Source organism: Corallococcus sp. AB011P, from assembly GCF_003611605.1.
GTDB lineage: Bacteria > Myxococcota > Myxococcia > Myxococcales > Myxococcaceae > Corallococcus > Corallococcus coralloides.
Genome location: NZ_RAVX01000019.1, coordinates 20,932 through 36,763, shown reverse-complemented (window position 1 = coordinate 36,763; position 15,832 = coordinate 20,932). Strand labels below are relative to the sequence as shown.

Below are 15,832 nucleotides of genomic sequence, written 5' to 3'. Positions count from 1 at the left end.
GGGGCACAACGGTCGGGGAGGGGCTTCACACATGGCGGGCAACGAGCGGTTGGGCGTGGCGGTGGTGGGACTGGGCGGCGCGGTGGCGACCACGGCGGTGGCGGGCATGGAGCTCCTGCGCCGGGGACGGGTGGACACGCGGGGCCTGCCCCTGGCGGACGCTAAGGGACTGGGGCTGGCGGAGTACAGCGAGCTGACCTTCGGCGGTTGGGACCTGTTCGAGGAAGACCTGGCGCACGCGGCGCGCAACCACGCGGTGCTGACGGAGGCGCAGTTGGAGGCGGTGGCGCCCACGCTGGGCCGCATGCGGCCGTGGCCCGCGGCCTCCAACGCGAAGTTCTGCAAGAACGTCGTGGGCACCGCGGACAAGAAGGCGCGCACCCTGCGCGAACAGGTGCGGGCCATCCGCGACGACCTGGCCCGCTTCAAGCAGCGTGAGCAGCTGGAGCGCGTGGTGGTGGTGAACCTGGCCTCCACGGAGAAGGCCGTGGACCTCACCCGTCCAGAGTTCGCCACGCCGGAGTCCTTCGAGAAGGCCCTGGACACGAACGACCCGGACATCGGCCCCGCGATGCTCTACGCGTACGCGGCCATCGTGGACGGCATCCCGTTCGCCAACTTCACGCCCAGCGTCGCCGCGGACGTGCCCGCGCTGCTGCTCCTGGCGAAGCGCACCGGCGCGCCCATCGCCGGCAAGGACGGCAAGACGGGGCAGACGCTGCTCAAGACGGTGCTCGCGCCCGCGCTGCGCGACCGCGCGCTGCACGTGGACGGCTGGTACTCCACCAACATCCTGGGCAACCGCGACGGAGAAGCGCTCAACGACCCGGCGTCGAAGCAGAACAAGCTCGACACCAAGGGCGCCGCGCTGGACAGCATCCTTGGCTACAAGGTCCAGGACCACGTCGTCCAAATCCAGTACTACCGCCCGCGAGGGGACAACAAGGAGGCCTGGGACAACATCGACGTGACGGGCTTCCTGGGGCAGCCCATGCAGTTGAAGCTCAACTTCCTCTGCAAGGACTCCATCCTCGCCGCGCCGCTCGTCGTGGAGCTGGCGCGCACGCTGGACCTGGCGAAGCGCCGGGGCGAGTGCGGCGTCATCGACGCGCTGGGCTGTTTCTTCAAGGCCCCCATGTCGCAAGACGGAGAACCCGTGGAGCACGCCATGGCGGAGCAGCAGCGCCGACTGATGACGTGGCTTGGCGCGGGCCGCGCTCGGCAGGTGGAGCGCCTCCCGGAACGCATCAGGGGTTGAGCCATGAACGCACCCGCGCGTGACACGGCGTCCCCCGGCCGTCTGGCGGAGCTCCGCCCGCTCCTGTCGGAGCTGATGGACCTCAAGCGCATCCGCACCCCGGACCATCCGGACGGCCTGGCGGCGCACGGCTTCCGCCGGGCCTGGGCCGCGCTGGCCTCCGGCATGGACCCGCGCATCGTGGCGATGCAGGAGACGGCGCGCGCGCTGGCGGCGGTGCGGCTGGGCGGCCTGGACATGGACGTCCTCCAGCGGGCGGGGCTGTCCCCGCTGGACGCGACGCGGGTGCTGCACCGGAGCCTGGAAGCGGTGGCCGCGCCGCTGGACCCCGGCCTGCGGGAGCGGCTGTCCGTGGCGCTCTCCCAGACGCCCGAGGAGGCGTGTCACATGCCGCCGCCCCTGTTCGTGGAGCGGCTGGTGCGCCAACCCCGCGCCGGGGCCACGTTCCCCGGCCGGCCGCGCATCCTCGTGTCACCGCAGGAGGGCCACGCGGACCACTGCTACGCGGTGGCGGTGGGCGCGGTGCTCGTCGCGCCCTGCTTCGGCGCGTCCCCTGCCCTGCCCTTCGTGGCGGGGCTTTCGCACCACCTCTTCAACGCGGCGCTGCCGGACGCGGGTTACCGCGGCGAGGCGCTGCTGGGGGACCTGCTGGAGCCCGTCATGAAGCGCCTCACGGAGGAGGCCCTGTCCTCGCTGCCGGAGCGGCTGGCCGGTGTCGTGCGGCAGGCGCTGGCGCTCACCGGCAACGTGGACTCGGCGGAGGCGCGCGCCTTCAACGCAGCGGACGCGCTGGACCGGGTGCTGGAGCTGGAGGCCCACGCCCGCGCGGCGGGCTTCACCCTGCGCCAGGCGATGGAGGACCTGGAGCTGATCCACCCCGGCCCGCTCCAGACGTTCGGCAACGACGTCCTGCGCGACGCGGCGGTGTGGCCATGAGCCGGCGGCGGTTCCTCAACCTTCCCAACAGGCGGTGACCATGTTCGAGGCGAAGCCGAGGGCCCGGAGACTGGGCTGGGCGGTGGTGGGCTGTGGCTGGGTGGCAAGGGACTACGTCATCCCGGCGCTCCAGGGCGCGAGCAATGCGCGACTGGTGGCCCTGTGCGACGCGAACGCGGAGGCGCTGATGCGCATCCCGGCGGACGACGTGAATCGCTACACCGCGCTCGGGTCGGCGCTGGCGGACAAGGACGTGCAGGCCGTCTACATCGCCACGCCCAACCACCTGCACGCGGCGATGACGGAGGCGTGCGCCGCCGCGGGCAAGCACGTGCTGTGCGAGAAGCCCATGGCCGTCACGCCGAGGGACGGCCTGCGCATGGTGTCCGCGTGCCAGCGCGCGGGCGTGCACTACGCCACCGCGTTCGACCAGCGCCACCACGCGGCGCACCGCAAGCTGCGCACGCTGGTGAAGGAGGGCGTGCTGGGCACCGTCACCCAGGCGCGCATCCACTACGCCTGCTGGCTGCCCGAGGACTGGACGCCGGACAACTGGCGCATCGACCCGGAGCAGGCCGGCGGCGGCGCGATGATCGACCTGGCGCCGCACGGCCTGGACCTGCTGGAGGTGGTGCTGGGCGACGAGTGGGAATCGCTCACCGCCATGACGCAGCGGCGAGTGCACTGCTACGCCGTGGATGACGGCGCGGTGCTGATGGGCCAGTTCAAGAGCGGCGCGCTGGGCCTGTTGCAGGTGGCCTACAACTGCCCGGACGCGTACCCCCGGCGCACGCTGGAGCTCATCGGCACGCGGGCGCGAGCGCTGGCCTACAAGACGATGGGGCAGACCCCCGGCGGCTCCCTGTCGCTCATCGACGCGAAGACAGGAGAGGAGACGTGGGTCCCCCTGTCGCCGGAAGAGGACCGGAGTCCCTTCCTCCATCAGGTGGAGGTCTTCTCCGCGTGCGTGCTGGAGGGCCGTCCGCAGCCGTTCGCGCCGGAGCGCGACGTGCGCCTCGTGGGGCTGCTGACGCAGGCGACGCAGGACGGAAAGGCGTTTCCGCCATGCCACTGACCCGCTACGCCTGCACCCACTGCGGCACGTGGCAGCCGGGCTTCCCGCGCGAGCCACCCACGGGCTGTCCCACCTGCCTGGACGTGCGCAACGCGCTGCCGCGAGACGGCTGGGACTTCCAGACGGCGGGCCAGGTGTCGGAGCGGCTCTCCACGCGCTGGGAGGAGGCGCTGCCCGGCATCTGGGGCTTCACCTGCACGCCGCCCTTCGGCCTGGGCTCCACGGGGTGGCTGTTGCGCAGGCCCGAAGGCAACGTCGGCTTCGAGGGCGCGCCCTGGTACTCGCGGCCCGCGCTGGAGTTCATCGAGGTGATGGGCGGCCTCCAGGTGCTGTCCGCGTCGCACCCGCACGGCTTCGGGGCGCTGTGGCAGTTGCAGGAGCACTTCGACCCGCTGCTCGTCCTGCACCGGGACGCGGTCCCGTACAGCAAGGCCTTCCAGGTGCGCTGGCCGGTGGATGACGAGCATGAGCTGGCGCCGGGCCTGACGCTGCACTGCGTGGGCGGCCACTACGAGGGCCAGACGGTGCTGTACGACGCGCGCACCCGTTCGCTGTTCTGCGGCGACGCGCTGAAGGTGGACCTGGACGCGCGAGGCAGGCCCGCGGGGCTGTCGTGCCACAAGGGCTTCCACTACGCGATTCCGCTGAGCCACGGCGAGCTGCGCCGCTACCGCGCGGTGCTCAAGCAGCTCCCGTTCGAGCACGTCTTTACCCCGTTCGAGTTCGCGCGAGGCGTCACCCGCGAGCACGCGCTCGCGCTCTTCGACCGGCTGCTCTCGGGCATGCCGCACACCCGTCCCCTTCCACTGGAGGAACTGTCATGAGCATTGCCCGAGCCATCGACGCGTATCACCACGCCGTGTCCACCGGCGCCCTGCAGATGTTCCGCATCGACCCCATCGACCGGCTGGGGATTCCGGTGGCCTCCGCCAGCCTGGCGCTGGGGGGCGGGACGGGCGCGGTGCTGCACGGCAACGGCTATGGCCGCACGGACGAAGAGGCGCGGGTGGGCGCGCTGGGCGAGCTGGTGGAGGAGACCTTCTGCGAGCTCGCGATGCACCGCATGCCGCGCGTGCACGGCAGCCATGCGGCGCTGGTGCGCGCGCGAGGTCCCACCGCGGTGGCGGATCCGCTCACGCTGGGGCTGCCCGCGGGCAGTCCGTATCAACCGGACCTGCCGCTCGTCTGGGTGGAGATGCAGCGGCTGGCCACCGGGGAGCGGGTGCTGGTGCCGGAGGAGTACGTCGCCATCCATCCCGGTCAGTTGCAGGGGCGAACACCGCTCATCACGCCCATCACCAACGGCCAGGGCGCGGGGCTGACGCGGCCCCAAGCGCTGGCGCACGGCCTGCTGGAGCTCATCCAGCGCGACGGCAACGGGCTGATGTACCGCGCCATGGACCAGGGCGTGGTGCTGGACCTGGAGGGCTCGGACCTGGCGCCGGACGTGCGCGAGCTGCTGGAGCTCTACCGCCGCGCGGGCGTGGAGGTGATGGCGAAGCTGGCCAGCACGGACTTCGGCCTGGTGAACCTGTACGTGGTGGGCCGCGACCTGTCCGTGGGGGACCAGCCGCTGATGGTGACGGCGTGCGGAGAGGCGGCCGACCCGGACCGGGACCGGGCGCTGCGCAAGGCGCTGCTGGAGTACGCCTGTTCACGCGCGCGCAAGGCGTTCATGCACGGGCCGCTGAGCCACGTGGCCCGGGTGGCGCCGCCGGAATACATGGACCGCTTCGTGCCCCAGGTGGACCTGGACGCGGAGGAGCCACGCGCGCTCAACGCGATGGTGGAGTGGGCGCGGCTGCCGGCCCCGGCGCTGCGCGAGCTGACGGCGTGCACGCTGATGGTCCGCCAGAAGGTGCGCTTCGAGGACCTGCCCCGCGCGCCCACCGTGGAGGAGCCGTCGCTCCGCTGCGACCACGTGGTGCGGCAGCTGCACGCGGCGGGCTTGGACATCCTGGTCGCGGACCTGTCGCCGCCGGGACGGCAGGTGCACGTGGTGAAGGCGCTGGTGCCGGGCCTGGAGGTGGAGACGATGACGTACAACCGCGTGGGCGAGCGCAACGCGGCGCGGCTCCTGGAGCGCAGGGACCCGCTGGTGGGCCTGGGAGCACCGCCGCCGGGCGCGCAGCCGGTGCGGCTGACGCCCGAGGCAGAGGAGCGGCTGGGCGGCCCCGTCTGGTTCAACGTGCGGCTGGCGGAGGCGCGCGTGGGGCGGCTGTACGCGCTCTACCGGGAGCCGGACCGCCACGCGGTGCCGGCGGTGCTCGCGAGCCGTCGCTTCGGGGGGCAGTGAGCCATGGCCCTGCGCTTCGCGTACAACACCAACGGCGTGTCGAACCACCGCTTCGAGGACGCGCTGGGCCTCATCGCGGACAGTGGCTACGACGGCGTGGCGCTGACGCTGGACCACCACCACTTCGACCCGTTCGCGCCGGACTTCGAGCTGCGCACGGAGCAGCTCGCCGCTCGATTGGAGCGGTTGGGCCTGGGGCTGGTGGTGGAGACGGGGGCGCGCTTCCTGCTGGACCCTCGGAGGAAGCACGAGCCCACGCTCATCACCCCGGACGCGGAGGGCCGAGCGCGGCGGCTGGAGTTCCTGAAGCGCGCGGTGGACGTGTGCGCGACGTGCCGGGGGGAGGCGGTGTCCTTCTGGGCGGGAGTGCCCCGTCCGGGCGTGACGGAGGAGGCCGCGTGGCCGTGGCTGGTGGACGGCGTGGCGAGGCTGGCGAAGTACGCGGCGGCGCGCGGCGTGGTCCTGGCGGTGGAGCCGGAGCCGGGCATGCTGGTGGAGACGGTGGACAGTTGGCGCCGGTTGCAGGCGCGGGTGCCCGGCGTGCGTCTGGCATTGGACGTGGGGCACCTGCTGGTGACGCAGGAGCGGACGCCAGCGGAGGCCGTGCGCGAGTTCGCGCAGGTGCTGGGCACGGTGGCGCTGGAGGACATGAGGCGCGGCGTGCATGAGCACCTGCCGTTTGGCGAAGGGGACGTGGACGTGCCGTCGGTCCTGCGCGAGCTGACGCGCGCGGGCTACGACCGGCTGGTGTGCGTGGAGCTGTCGCGGGACGCGCACCGGGCGCACGAACTGGTGCCCTGGGCGCTGGAATGGTTGAGGAAGCGCCTGCCGACGGGCGCGGAGGTGGCGGCGTGAACAGCGTGAACGGACTGCGGATCTGCTTCATCTCCCGGCGCTTCTTCCCGGCCATCTCGGGGATGAGCGTCTATGCGCTGAACCTGGTGCGGGACCTGGTGGCGTGCGGGCACGACGTGACGATGGTGAGCCAGTACCGAAGCGATCCGGCGGGCATGGCGGTGTACGGGGGAGGGCCGCCGCCGGGCATTCCGGGCGCGCACGTGCTGGGCTGCGAGTCAGTGGGCGAGCAGCGCATCAACCAGGGCCAGCCGGCGAGCTTCGAGCATGACCTGGAGGTGATGGTGAACACGGTGGTGCGCGAGCACCGTCGCCGCCCCTTCGACCTCATCCATGCGCAGTACGGCTATCCGTGCGGCCTGGCGGCGCTGCAGGCGGCGAGGCTGTTGGGCTTGCCCAACGTCGTCTCCATCCAGGGCGGAGATGGGCACTGGGTGGGGACCTGCTGCGGGACACACAAGCAGGCGATGCTCGCGGTGCTGGGCCACGCGGGGGCGCTGCTGATTGGGAGCAGGTCCTTCGCGCAAGAGGTGAGCGGTAACCACGGGACGCCGCTGGAGCGGTTCACCATCGTCCCCGGCGCCACGGACACGCAGCGCTTCCATCCGAGGAGTGAGTCCGCGCTGGGAGAAACGCGGGACGTGCCGGTGTGGCTGTATCACGGCCGGGTGGACGCCCGGAAAGGGGTGATGGAGCTGCTGGATGCCGTGCGGCGGCTGGTGGCGGACGGGCGGAAGTTCAAGCTGCGGGTGTCTGGGATTGGACCGGACCTGGAGGCGGTGCGCACGAAGGTGGAGGCGGACGGGCTCCAGGGCGTGGTGGAGCTCACGGGGGCGTCCATCTACGCGAAGGCGCCGGACCTGTACCGGAGCGCGGACCTGTTCGTGTCGCCCACGTATTCAGAAGGGTTCTCCAACACGCTGCTGGAGGCGATGGCCTCCGGACTGCCCATCGTGTCGACGCGAGCGGTGGGGGTGGTGGACTGCTTGGAGGACGGCAGGGATGCGCTGCTGGTGCCGCCGAAGGACAGCGCCGCGCTGGCGGAGGCGATGGGCCGGCTGATGGACGACGCGCCACTGCGCAAGCGGTTGGCGGCCACGGCGCTGCGCGAGGTGCGGGAGCTGTACTCGTGGCGAGCGGTGGGGCGGAGGATTCAAGGCGTCTACCGGACGCTGACGGGCACGCGGCCGGACACGCGGTGGACGCACCTCTACGACCCGGCGATGACGGAGGAGCGCGCGGACCACACGTGCCGGTTCCGGGCGGAGCCGCACCTGCTATGAGCACGGCTCTGTTCGTGTCACCGCACCTGGACGACGTGGCCTTCTCCTGTGGTGGCACGTTGGCGGCGCTGAAGGCGAAGGGGTGGACGGTGGCGCTCGTCACCGTCTTCACGCGGTCGGTGCCGGGGCCGAAGGGCTTCGCGCTGCAATGTCAGACATCGAAGGGACTGGGGCCGGAGGTGGACTACATGGCCCTGCGGAGGAAAGAGGACCGCGCCTTCGCCGCCTGCATGGGCGTGGACCAGGTGCGGTGGGGAGACCTGGAGGAAGCGCCGCACCGGGGCTACGCGAGCCCCGAGGCGCTGTTCCAGCCACCGCGAGCGGACGACGTCATCGAAGCGAAGGTGGCGAAGTGCTTGAAGTCGGTGTTGTGGGACCTGAAGCCGGACCGGGTCTTCGTGCCCCAGGCCCTGGGGAGCCACGTGGACCACGTGCAGGTGGTGCGAGCCGTGAAGGGGCTGGGCATCCCGACGAACCGGATCCTCTACTACCGGGACACCCCGTACGCCGTGCGCCAGCCGAAGGCCCACCCGGACGCCGCCGTGCCGCAGGGCCTGCGCCCGCTGGCCGTGGACATCACGGAGCACCTGCCCAAGAAGGTGGAGGGCTGCGTCCGCTACGGCACGCAGCTGGGCTTCCAGTTCGGCGGAGTGGACGGACTGGCGCGGACGCTCACGGCGTTCCACCGGATGGAAGCGCAGGCGCGGGGTCAGCCAGGAGCCGCGGAGGTGTTCCTGGCGGAGTCATCACAAGGCGCGCAGTAGGCCGGCTGCATCGAGAATCTGGTGCACCTCCGTGGCCAGCCGGACGTGTTCTGGGTTCGTCACCGTGAACCGCTCCTCCGTGAGGATCACCAGGGTTCCCAGGTCCTCCACGGGCTCGACGCGCACCGTGGCGGGAAGCGGAGGAACCTCTCCCCACTGCCGGGAGAAGTAGGTCATCCAGCCCACGAAGGTGCCCGCGTCCCCTGAGGAAGGCGATACTTGGTCCCGGTACTGCTCGGATGCAACGACGCCCCATGCCGGCTCCCAACAGCGCACCACGGCACGAAGCACCTCGCGCAAGACGGGTGCTGTCAGAACGCGTCCAGCCACTTCTCCGTCAGTAGGGAGGTCAACCACACAGACCGAAGTCTGCAGGTGACTCGATGAACCACAAAAGCCACTGACTGCAGTTGCTTCATCCGGATGAGGGCCCGCCCACAACCAATACTGGAAGCCGTCACCGATACGGTTCTTCTTTCGAGCGAACAGATTCAGGAAGGAGGCCCGGCCGGTCTGTACCTGACGCTCCTGCGCTTGCTTGAAGGTGCGTCCGGTTTCGTGCCACTGACGCCACGTAGGTTCAAGGTGGCCCAGGCGCTCGAACAACCTTTCCGCTCTATGAGCACAGGATTCGTCGGACTCGTGCCGAGCCGTCCAGTAAGCCCCCAGGTAGTAACGGTCCGTCATGTGGTCGGCGGTGCTCATTTCGTGGGAGCGAGATAACGCACTTCCACCTTAACGTTCTGGCGATTGAACAGCGCACGCAAGGCGTCTGCGAATTTCTTCTCGGCGACCACCCATCGAACGCGAGCACCTCCAGCCACTTCGATTTGCCGCCGAGCCTGCTCAACCAAGGCATCCGCGCCCTGGAAGAATCTCTTCGCCTTCAGATCCATACCGAAGAACTGCTCGTAACCAGGGCCCTTCGCGTCCAGCAGAACGTTCTCATCCAGGTCATAGCCGTCGAAGTCGACCTCCTCGTCCCCTCGCTTGACCCGATACGCGGAGCCCTTCGGTGCTCCAGTCACCTGTGCCTGATAGTCACGGGCACGGTCGGACATCGACTCATTCACCTGCACCCATTTGCCCGGACCTCCCGCACTGCTGCTTGGAGGAGGCGGGCCCATCGCGGCCATCGCCACCGCCGTGGATGCGAGCGTCACCTCCACCACGCCGTCCACCACCGCCACCGCGCTCACGTCTAACACTCGCGCCGGGTTGAACCCCGCTTGTGTCGAGCCCAGTCGCACCGCGTCCGGGAAGCGCGGCATCAACGAGAGCGCGGATGAAAGCCCCACCGTCACGCCGTGACTCACCAGCACCGTCACCGCGAGCACGAACACGCGCGCCACCTCTGGCCCCAGTGCCTGCGCGAAGACCTCCGCCGCCTCCTCCAACTCCTGGAACGTCTGCGCCCGGTCCGTCGTATCCTTCAGCGCACCACACGCCCGGACCACCGTGAGGAACGACTGCACGCCCACGTACGCCAGGAACACGGCGGCAATCACCGCCGCGGCCTTGGTGAACAGGGGCTCCGGTGCCGCCGCCAATACCACCCACGAGGTGATGGCCCCCGCCACCACGGAGACGAAGAACTCCGGATTCAGCGTGTCCTGCAGCGCGGCCCCAATGCTCGCGCGCAAGGGGTCCAGCGACATGCCCACCGCGAGCGTCAGCCGGTCCAACTCACCGAAACCCGCACCGTCCGCCAGCAAGGACAAGCAGTCCCCCGGAGCCTCATGCGCGCGGCACCACCGCCCGTACCCGTCCCGCAGCATGAACCCGAGCCCCAGGTCCAGCTGCGCCCCCTTCTTCGCGACCGCGCGCACCACCTTCGGTGCCCGCACCGTCAGTGGCACCTCCAGCACCAGCCGCGTCAGCGCCTCCTCGAACTCCCGAGCACTGACCGGCACACGGCCGTCCCACGTGGCCGGCGCATACGTCCGAGTCCCCCGCTCCGTGCGCAGCCGCACCGTGGGTCCGCTGGCGCAGCCCACCCAGAACACCAGCAGCATCAGCCAGCAGCCAGCCCGTCCCCACGGTTTCGTGCCCAAGCACCGTCTCCCAATCCACGACATGTCATCTACACTGTGCCGAGGACCGCGATTCTCCCCCCGGTCCCCGGAGCACGGATGACGTCGATATCGGATGAGACCCACCAGCGCATCACCGACCTCTGCGCCCAGGGAGACACCGCCGCGGGAGAGGGCAACTTCGAGGAGGCCCTGAAACACTTCAAGGCCGCCCTCGCCCTGATTCCCGAACCCACCCGCGACCATCAACAGAACACCTGGGTGCGCGCCGCCATCGGCGACATGTACTTCCAGCTCGAACGCTTCGAGGACTGCCGCGAGCACTTCCGCGAAGCCGTCCACTCGCCGGGAGGGCTCGGCAACCCCTTCATCCACCTGCGGCTCGGCCAGTGCGCCCTGGAGCTGGGAGACGAAGCCCGCGCGGCCGATGAGCTGGCCCGCGCCTTCATGGGCGGAGGCGAGGAACTCTTCGAAGGCGACGACGCGAAGTACCTGGAGTTCATCCAGTCCCGCCTGCTACCGCCCCAGGACGACTGAGGAATCCGGGGACCCGAGCGCCGGCCTCCCCGCTCGACCTGGCGCCTCACGCACTCGGGGCATGCACACCCTGAGGCGTGAACCCGCTCCCGCGAGGAGGCGCCCATGACACGCCAGCAGCCGAGCACCGTCCGTCCCTTCTTCCCGGAAGGCTTCCGCGAAGGCGACGAGGACGTCAACGGCACGCGGATCCACTTCGTCATCGGCGGCAAGGGCAGCCCCGTCCTGCTGCTGCACGGCTACACGCAGACGCACCTCATGTGGTGGCGCCTTGCGCCCGAGCTGGCGAAGCAGCACACCGTGCTCATCCCAGACCTGAGAGGCGCGGGTGGCTCGGCCGCCCCCGCGCAGGGCTATGACAAGGAGACGATGGCCGGCGACATGCGCGCGCTGGTGAAGAAGCTCGGCTTCGACAAGGTCTCCGTCGTGGGCCACGACATCGGCCTGATGGTTGCCTATGCCTACGCCGCCCGTTTCCCCGACGAGGTCGAACGCCTGGCCCTCCTGGACGCGTTCCTGCCGGGCATCGAGCCCTGGTCCGACCAGGTCATGCGCAGCCTGGAGGTGTGGCACTTCACCTTCAACGGCCCCACCGCGGAGAAGCTGGTGCAGGGGCGCGAGCGCATCTACTTCGACCATTTCTGGACCGACTTCGCCGCCAATCCCCAGGCCGTCGGCGAAGCGGAACGGCAGGCGTACACGGAGGCCTACGCGGCCCCGGGCCGGCTCCACTCGACATGGGGCTACTTCCAGGCGTTGGACCAGGACAAGAAGTCCTTCCGGGAGCTGGCCCGGAACAAACTCCCCATGCCCGTGATGGTCATTGGCGGTGACAAGTCCATGGGCGAACCGCTCGTCGCGCAGGCGCGAGCGGTGGCGACCCAGGTCGAGCCCCACATCCTCCGGGACACCGGCCACTGGGTGACCGAGGAGCGGCCAGCGGAGGTCCGCGAGCTGCTCGGAGACTTCCTCCGGGCGTAACGCCTGGCCTTCCGCGCCCGCTAGGCTCCGAACCCACCCAGCGCCGTGCGGCTGAAGCTGGCAGCGCCCTGACTGACGCGCACGGCGGACTGGCTGAACACCTGGAACGCGGCGCGGATCTCCTGGGCGCTCTGCCCCGGCGTCAGAATCCACCGGTCCGCGATGCCCATCTCCTGGAACACGCGCCGGAAGTCCGTCACCCCATCGTCGATGCCCATCGCCGCGACGATGTGGTTCTCCACCCGGTGCAGGTCCTTCACCAGCGACGCCACGTCCTTCGCCCGAGCCTTCTGCGAGCCCGCGTCAGCGCCGTCCGTAATCAGCAGCGTCACCGTGCGCACCGGCACTCCGTTGCCGCTGAACTCCTGCGACTTCGCCAGCACCGTGCCCAGCAGCACCACCGCCTGGTCATACAGCGGCGTCCCCTGGTCCGCCGAGTAGTTCTTGGAGTGCATCCGCACCACGTCCTCCAGCGGCCGGAACGGATTGAGCACGTGTCCGTTCAGGTAGCGCGTGTGGAACAGCACGCCGTCCTTCTGCTGGCTCGCCAGCAGCGCGTCCAGCACCAGGTTGTGCCCGTCACACACCGTCTTCGTGTGCCCCGCGTGCGAGATGCTCCCGGAGTCATCCGGCATCACCGTCACCAGCACCACCTCGCTCGCCTGCACGTCGTCCACGTGGATGCCAAGGCCCGCTTGGATCTGCGCCCCCAGGTCCACCACCGTGAGCGTCTGCAACCCCGCGGGGCTGAGGATGCCCTCCGCGTGCGCGTCCTCGAAGAGCTTCGTGACACCCGTCCCGTTCGCCTTGCTCATGTCCGTGTCTCCCTTCGTGTGAGTACCAATGCCAGACGTCACGCCAGGTGCAGGTCGGGCCAGCTCGCCAGCGGGTCCGTGGACTTCACCAGGTGCATGCCCGCGTCCGCGAAGCGCTTGAGCGCCGCGTCCGCCTGCGGCGTGAAGTCCGCCGCGAAGCCGCCCTTGCCGTCCGGCACCGTCACCGACGACATGCAGTCCGTCAGCAGGTACACCTTGCGAGCCAGCGCCGCGTCCTGCGCGACGATCTCCCCCAGCAGGTCATCGATGCTGCTCTTCACGCAGTGGCTCGCCGCCTGTCCGCCAATCACCACCGCGTCCGACGTGAGCAGCGTCTTCAGGAACTGCGTGTTGCGCTGCGCGAGCGGCTGGCCGTCATGCCGCATCAACACCTCCGGCCGCAGCACCGAGTAGTTCTCCGTCAGCGGGTTGCCGCCCTTCACCTCCGCCCACGACTGCACGCCGCGCGCGTACGAGTGGAACAGCCGCGCCTCCTGCACCACGCCCGACAGCGCGTGCCCGTCGCTGCCCAGCAGGCAGTGCGGCGGCCACAGGTAGAGCGTGTACTTCCCCGCGCGCTCCAGCTCCTCGCAGTAGAACTTCACCTGCTTGAGCAGCCACGGGTAGTTGCCGCCGCACAGCCACTTCGCCACCGCGGGGTTCGGCTTCGCCTGGCCGCGTTCAATCTGCTCGCGAGTCACCTCGCGGTACGGCTGGAGCGGCTGGTCGTCCTGGTCCACCCAGAAGGACGGGAAGAAGATTTGGAAGGCGAAGTGTGTATCCAGCGTCGCGGTGACGTTCGTCAGCGCCCCCAGGTTCCGGTAGATGAACTCCGCGATGCGGCGGTTGTCGTCGATGGCGCCCCGCCCGCTGCGCCCCGCCACGTACAGCGAGCCATCCGGGAAGCAGAAGTCCTTCTGCACGTCGATGAGCAGCAGGTGCAGGTTGAAGCGGTCCGTGGCCGCCGCCGTCACGCCCTGCGCCGCCTTCCACGCTCCGGCGTCACGCTGGAGCTTCCCAGCATTCGCGCCGTAGCCGTACTCCGCCGCGTGGTTGGAATTGTAGAACCCGGGCAGCGGCAGTTCCTTCACGGTCGTCTTCTTCATGTCCATCCCCCTGTGTGTGTTTCACTTCATCCGCAGCACGGTGAGGTCCTGGGCCCCCACCACCGTCAATCCCTCTCGCGACAGCAAGAGCCCTCGGCCCGCGTCCACGAACGGCTCCGCGTCCGGGAACTCGCGCACCGCCACCAACTGGCCCTGCTGGAGCTCCACGCGCGTCAGCCCGGCGTCCGTGGCGCAGAAGAGAGCGCCCCCCACTGCGCACTTTCCACCCAGCGTCCCCAGCCACGAGCCGTCCCCTGCGTCGGCTCGGGCGCTCGCGCGCACCGATCCGTCCGAGCCCAGCAACACCGCGTGGTGCACCGTGCGGCCGTTGGACTCCTCCGCGAGCAGCAGCCACACCGAGTCCGCGTCGAACACGGCCTCCGCGTCCAGCAACTGCCCTGACGGCCACGGCAGCGCGAGTCCGTCCCGCAGGCCCTTGCGCTCCACGTTGAACAGGAAGGCGCCTCGCAGCCCCGCCGCGCGGTGGAACCCCAGACCGAACCGGGGTCCCACGAACAGCCGCGTCTGCCCCTGCAGAACGTCCCCCCACCGCTCGGCCCCGTAAACACCGTCGCGCCACAGCCCGCCGCCCGACGCCCAGAACCGGTGTCTGGCATTGGCCGCGAACACCGGCCGGTTGTCGCAGACATCCACGCCCAGGAACTCCTGCTCCCGGCCCGGCGTGAACACCGCCACGCGCCCCCTCTGCCCCAGCAGCGTCACGTCCCCCTGCACCGCCCAGCGCAGCGTCGGGTCCAGCGCGCCGCGCATCACCGTGCGCCCATCCTCGCGCCGGTACGCGCCGTCCGCGTGGTAGACGAAGCGCACCACTCCGTCCTCCGCGCTCGCGTGCACCGTCACGCCGCGGGTCGTGAACGTCCGCTTCGCCGTCACCTGCCCGCGCACCGCCGACACCGGCGTGGCCGCCACCGTCGCGTGCGGCTGACACGTGGGACACGCGGCCCGCGCGTGCTCCAGGCCACACGACGCGCACACCGTGAAGCGAAGTCCCTCCAGCACCGGCAGCGGGAACGCGCCGCGCCGGTCCTCCACGAACACCTGGTGGAACAGGTGCAGCAAGTCATCCGGCAGCGAGGCCCGGGGCAGCGCGGGCTTGGGGTACTGCACGTCCGGATGGAACACGGTGACCCGCTGAAGCATCCGTCCCACCGCGTTCAGCCGAGCCGCCTGCGTCTTCGGCTTGTGGATGCCCCCCTGCGGCCCCACGCACAGGAGCGACTGCATCACGGTGACGGCGAAGGCATACCAGTCGCTCTCCACCGTCGCCGGCCGAGCGGGCGTCAGCGTCTGCGCGGCCAGATCCAGCCGCAGCGGGTCCAGGAACTTCTCCGTGAACACCGGGCACAGATAGGGACCGAACTGGAAGCTGTCCGCGTCGATGAAGTACGCGTCCGTGCCCACCGTCAGCACGTTCAGGTCGTTGAAATCCCCCACCACGACGCTGGCCGAGTGCAGCCCAGCCAGCACCCGGTGCAGCCCCGCCAGCACCGTCACCGCGTCCGCGGCCTTGCCTCCCGCGCGCCGGAACGAGGGCTCGCTCCACCGGCGCAGCGGCTCCACGCCGTCCAGCTTGCGCATCGCATAGCCCAGCACCTCCACGCCCTTCTTGTCCGTGGCCAGGGCCTGCGGCGTCACCACTCGCGCCGGCAGTCCCGAGGGAAACGCGCGCAGCTTGCGCTGGTGCTCCACGAGCCGGGCCTTCGCCGCGGCCTGCTCGGGCAACAGGCCCAGGTAGTCCGGGTGCTCGGGCTGCTTGAAGACCTTGAGCGCGCGGCCATCACCCAGGTCATACACATCCGCCTCGCCGCCCTTGCCCAGCGCCCGCTGCGGATCCAACCGGACCTTCTTTCCCTCCAGCCAGACGTCCATGGC

15 protein-coding genes are annotated in these 15,832 nt (G+C 70.2%); 10 read left to right on the top strand and 5 right to left on the bottom strand.

Annotated elements, in window-relative coordinates:
- The first annotated feature begins 31 nt into the window (after positions 1-31).
- Genes D7X30_RS32700 through D7X30_RS32665 form a run of 8 tightly spaced genes read left to right on the top strand, consistent with a single transcriptional unit; the run spans position 32 to position 8,467 of the window.
- Positions 32-1,258 (top strand): inositol-3-phosphate synthase, encoded by a 1,227-nt coding sequence (locus D7X30_RS32700; RefSeq protein WP_120566897.1) that lies wholly within the window; start codon positions 32-34, stop codon positions 1,256-1,258.
- A gap of 3 nt (positions 1,259-1,261) precedes the next feature.
- Positions 1,262-2,194 carry a hypothetical protein gene (locus tag D7X30_RS32695; protein ID WP_120566896.1) on the top strand — a complete coding sequence of 311 codons (933 nt, stop codon included), beginning with the start codon at positions 1,262-1,264 and terminating at the stop codon, positions 2,192-2,194.
- Between the two features lie 40 nt (positions 2,195-2,234).
- Entirely contained in the window at positions 2,235-3,269 is a 1,035-nt protein-coding gene (locus D7X30_RS32690) for a Gfo/Idh/MocA family protein (RefSeq protein WP_120567001.1), read from the top strand.
- Positions 3,260-4,093 (top strand): hypothetical protein, encoded by an 834-nt coding sequence (locus tag D7X30_RS32685; RefSeq protein ID WP_120566895.1) that lies wholly within the window; start codon positions 3,260-3,262, stop codon positions 4,091-4,093. Before D7X30_RS32690 ends, D7X30_RS32685 begins: the two co-directional genes overlap by 10 nt.
- Positions 4,090-5,565 carry a YcaO-like family protein gene (locus D7X30_RS32680; protein WP_120566894.1) on the top strand — a complete coding sequence of 492 codons (1,476 nt, stop codon included), beginning with the start codon at positions 4,090-4,092 and terminating at the stop codon, positions 5,563-5,565. Before D7X30_RS32685 ends, D7X30_RS32680 begins: the two co-directional genes overlap by 4 nt.
- Before the next feature lie 3 nt (positions 5,566-5,568).
- Positions 5,569-6,420, top strand: a complete 852-nt coding sequence (locus tag D7X30_RS32675; RefSeq protein ID WP_120566893.1) for a sugar phosphate isomerase/epimerase — start codon at positions 5,569-5,571, stop codon at positions 6,418-6,420.
- Entirely contained in the window at positions 6,417-7,703 is a 1,287-nt protein-coding gene (locus D7X30_RS32670; protein WP_233591920.1) for a glycosyltransferase family 4 protein, read from the top strand. The genes D7X30_RS32675 and D7X30_RS32670 overlap by 4 nt, the downstream gene beginning before the upstream one ends.
- Positions 7,700-8,467 carry a PIG-L deacetylase family protein gene (locus D7X30_RS32665; RefSeq protein WP_120566891.1) on the top strand — a complete coding sequence of 256 codons (768 nt, stop codon included), beginning with the start codon at positions 7,700-7,702 and terminating at the stop codon, positions 8,465-8,467. The genes D7X30_RS32670 and D7X30_RS32665 overlap by 4 nt, the downstream gene beginning before the upstream one ends.
- On the opposite strand, the gene D7X30_RS32660 is transcribed toward D7X30_RS32665, so the two are convergent.
- Together D7X30_RS32660 and D7X30_RS32655 are read right to left on the bottom strand one after the other, a co-directional pair.
- Entirely contained in the window at positions 8,450-9,154 is a 705-nt protein-coding gene (locus tag D7X30_RS32660; RefSeq protein WP_120567000.1) for an immunity 52 family protein, read from the bottom strand. The two genes, D7X30_RS32665 and D7X30_RS32660, sit on opposite strands and share 18 nt — an antisense overlap.
- A 14-nt stretch (positions 9,155-9,168) precedes the next feature.
- Entirely contained in the window at positions 9,169-10,521 is a 1,353-nt protein-coding gene (locus D7X30_RS32655; protein ID WP_233591918.1) for a restriction endonuclease fold toxin 5 domain-containing protein, read from the bottom strand.
- 78 nt (positions 10,522-10,599) lie between these two features.
- Here D7X30_RS32655 and D7X30_RS32650 point away from each other — a divergent pair, with 78 nt between their 5' ends.
- Together D7X30_RS32650 and D7X30_RS32645 are read left to right on the top strand one after the other, a co-directional pair.
- Positions 10,600-11,037 carry a M48 family metallopeptidase gene (locus D7X30_RS32650; protein WP_120566889.1) on the top strand — a complete coding sequence of 146 codons (438 nt, stop codon included), beginning with the start codon at positions 10,600-10,602 and terminating at the stop codon, positions 11,035-11,037.
- A 105-nt stretch (positions 11,038-11,142) separates the two neighbouring features.
- A complete protein-coding gene (locus tag D7X30_RS32645; protein ID WP_120566888.1) occupies positions 11,143-12,018 on the top strand; it encodes an alpha/beta fold hydrolase in 876 nt (291 codons plus the stop codon).
- Between the two features lie 20 nt (positions 12,019-12,038).
- Here D7X30_RS32645 and D7X30_RS32640 read toward each other — a convergent pair whose 3' ends face one another.
- The 3 genes from D7X30_RS32640 to D7X30_RS32630 are packed head-to-tail and all read right to left on the bottom strand — an operon-like array spanning position 12,039 to position 15,829.
- The gene (locus D7X30_RS32640; protein ID WP_120566887.1) at positions 12,039-12,833 is read right to left on the bottom strand and encodes a hypothetical protein; all 795 of its coding nucleotides are present in this window, start codon (positions 12,831-12,833) and stop codon (positions 12,039-12,041) included.
- Between the two features lie 38 nt (positions 12,834-12,871).
- Positions 12,872-13,939: a nicotinamidase gene (locus tag D7X30_RS32635; RefSeq protein WP_120566999.1), complete on the bottom strand. Its 1,068-nt coding sequence runs from the start codon at positions 13,937-13,939 to the stop codon at positions 12,872-12,874.
- 21 nt (positions 13,940-13,960) lie between these two features.
- Complete coding sequence (locus D7X30_RS32630; protein ID WP_120566886.1) at positions 13,961-15,829, bottom strand: hypothetical protein; 1,869 nt, start codon at positions 15,827-15,829, stop codon at positions 13,961-13,963.
- Positions 15,830-15,832: the final 3 nt, after the last annotated feature.

What these genes read in the sequence shown, in the direction of transcription:
- D7X30_RS32695 (WP_120566896.1), top strand. Translation starts at nt 1,262, where the DNA reads ATGAACGCACCCGCGCGTGACACGGCGTCCCCCGGCCGTCTGGCGGAG.
- D7X30_RS32640 (WP_120566887.1), bottom strand. Translation starts at nt 12,833, where the DNA reads ATGAGCAAGGCGAACGGGACGGGTGTCACGAAGCTCTTCGAGGACGCG.
- D7X30_RS32680 (WP_120566894.1), top strand. Translation starts at nt 4,090, where the DNA reads ATGAGCATTGCCCGAGCCATCGACGCGTATCACCACGCCGTGTCCACC.
- D7X30_RS32645 (WP_120566888.1), top strand. Translation starts at nt 11,143, where the DNA reads ATGACACGCCAGCAGCCGAGCACCGTCCGTCCCTTCTTCCCGGAAGGC.
- D7X30_RS32675 (WP_120566893.1), top strand. Translation starts at nt 5,569, where the DNA reads ATGGCCCTGCGCTTCGCGTACAACACCAACGGCGTGTCGAACCACCGC.
- D7X30_RS32685 (WP_120566895.1), top strand. Translation starts at nt 3,260, where the DNA reads ATGCCACTGACCCGCTACGCCTGCACCCACTGCGGCACGTGGCAGCCG.
- D7X30_RS32700 (WP_120566897.1), top strand. Translation starts at nt 32, where the DNA reads ATGGCGGGCAACGAGCGGTTGGGCGTGGCGGTGGTGGGACTGGGCGGC.
- D7X30_RS32665 (WP_120566891.1), top strand. Translation starts at nt 7,700, where the DNA reads ATGAGCACGGCTCTGTTCGTGTCACCGCACCTGGACGACGTGGCCTTC.
- D7X30_RS32690 (WP_120567001.1), top strand. Translation starts at nt 2,235, where the DNA reads ATGTTCGAGGCGAAGCCGAGGGCCCGGAGACTGGGCTGGGCGGTGGTG.
- D7X30_RS32660 (WP_120567000.1), bottom strand. Translation starts at nt 9,154, where the DNA reads ATGACGGACCGTTACTACCTGGGGGCTTACTGGACGGCTCGGCACGAG.
- D7X30_RS32635 (WP_120566999.1), bottom strand. Translation starts at nt 13,939, where the DNA reads ATGAAGAAGACGACCGTGAAGGAACTGCCGCTGCCCGGGTTCTACAAT.
- D7X30_RS32630 (WP_120566886.1), bottom strand. Translation starts at nt 15,829, where the DNA reads ATGGACGTCTGGCTGGAGGGAAAGAAGGTCCGGTTGGATCCGCAGCGG.
- D7X30_RS32650 (WP_120566889.1), top strand. Translation starts at nt 10,600, where the DNA reads ATGACGTCGATATCGGATGAGACCCACCAGCGCATCACCGACCTCTGC.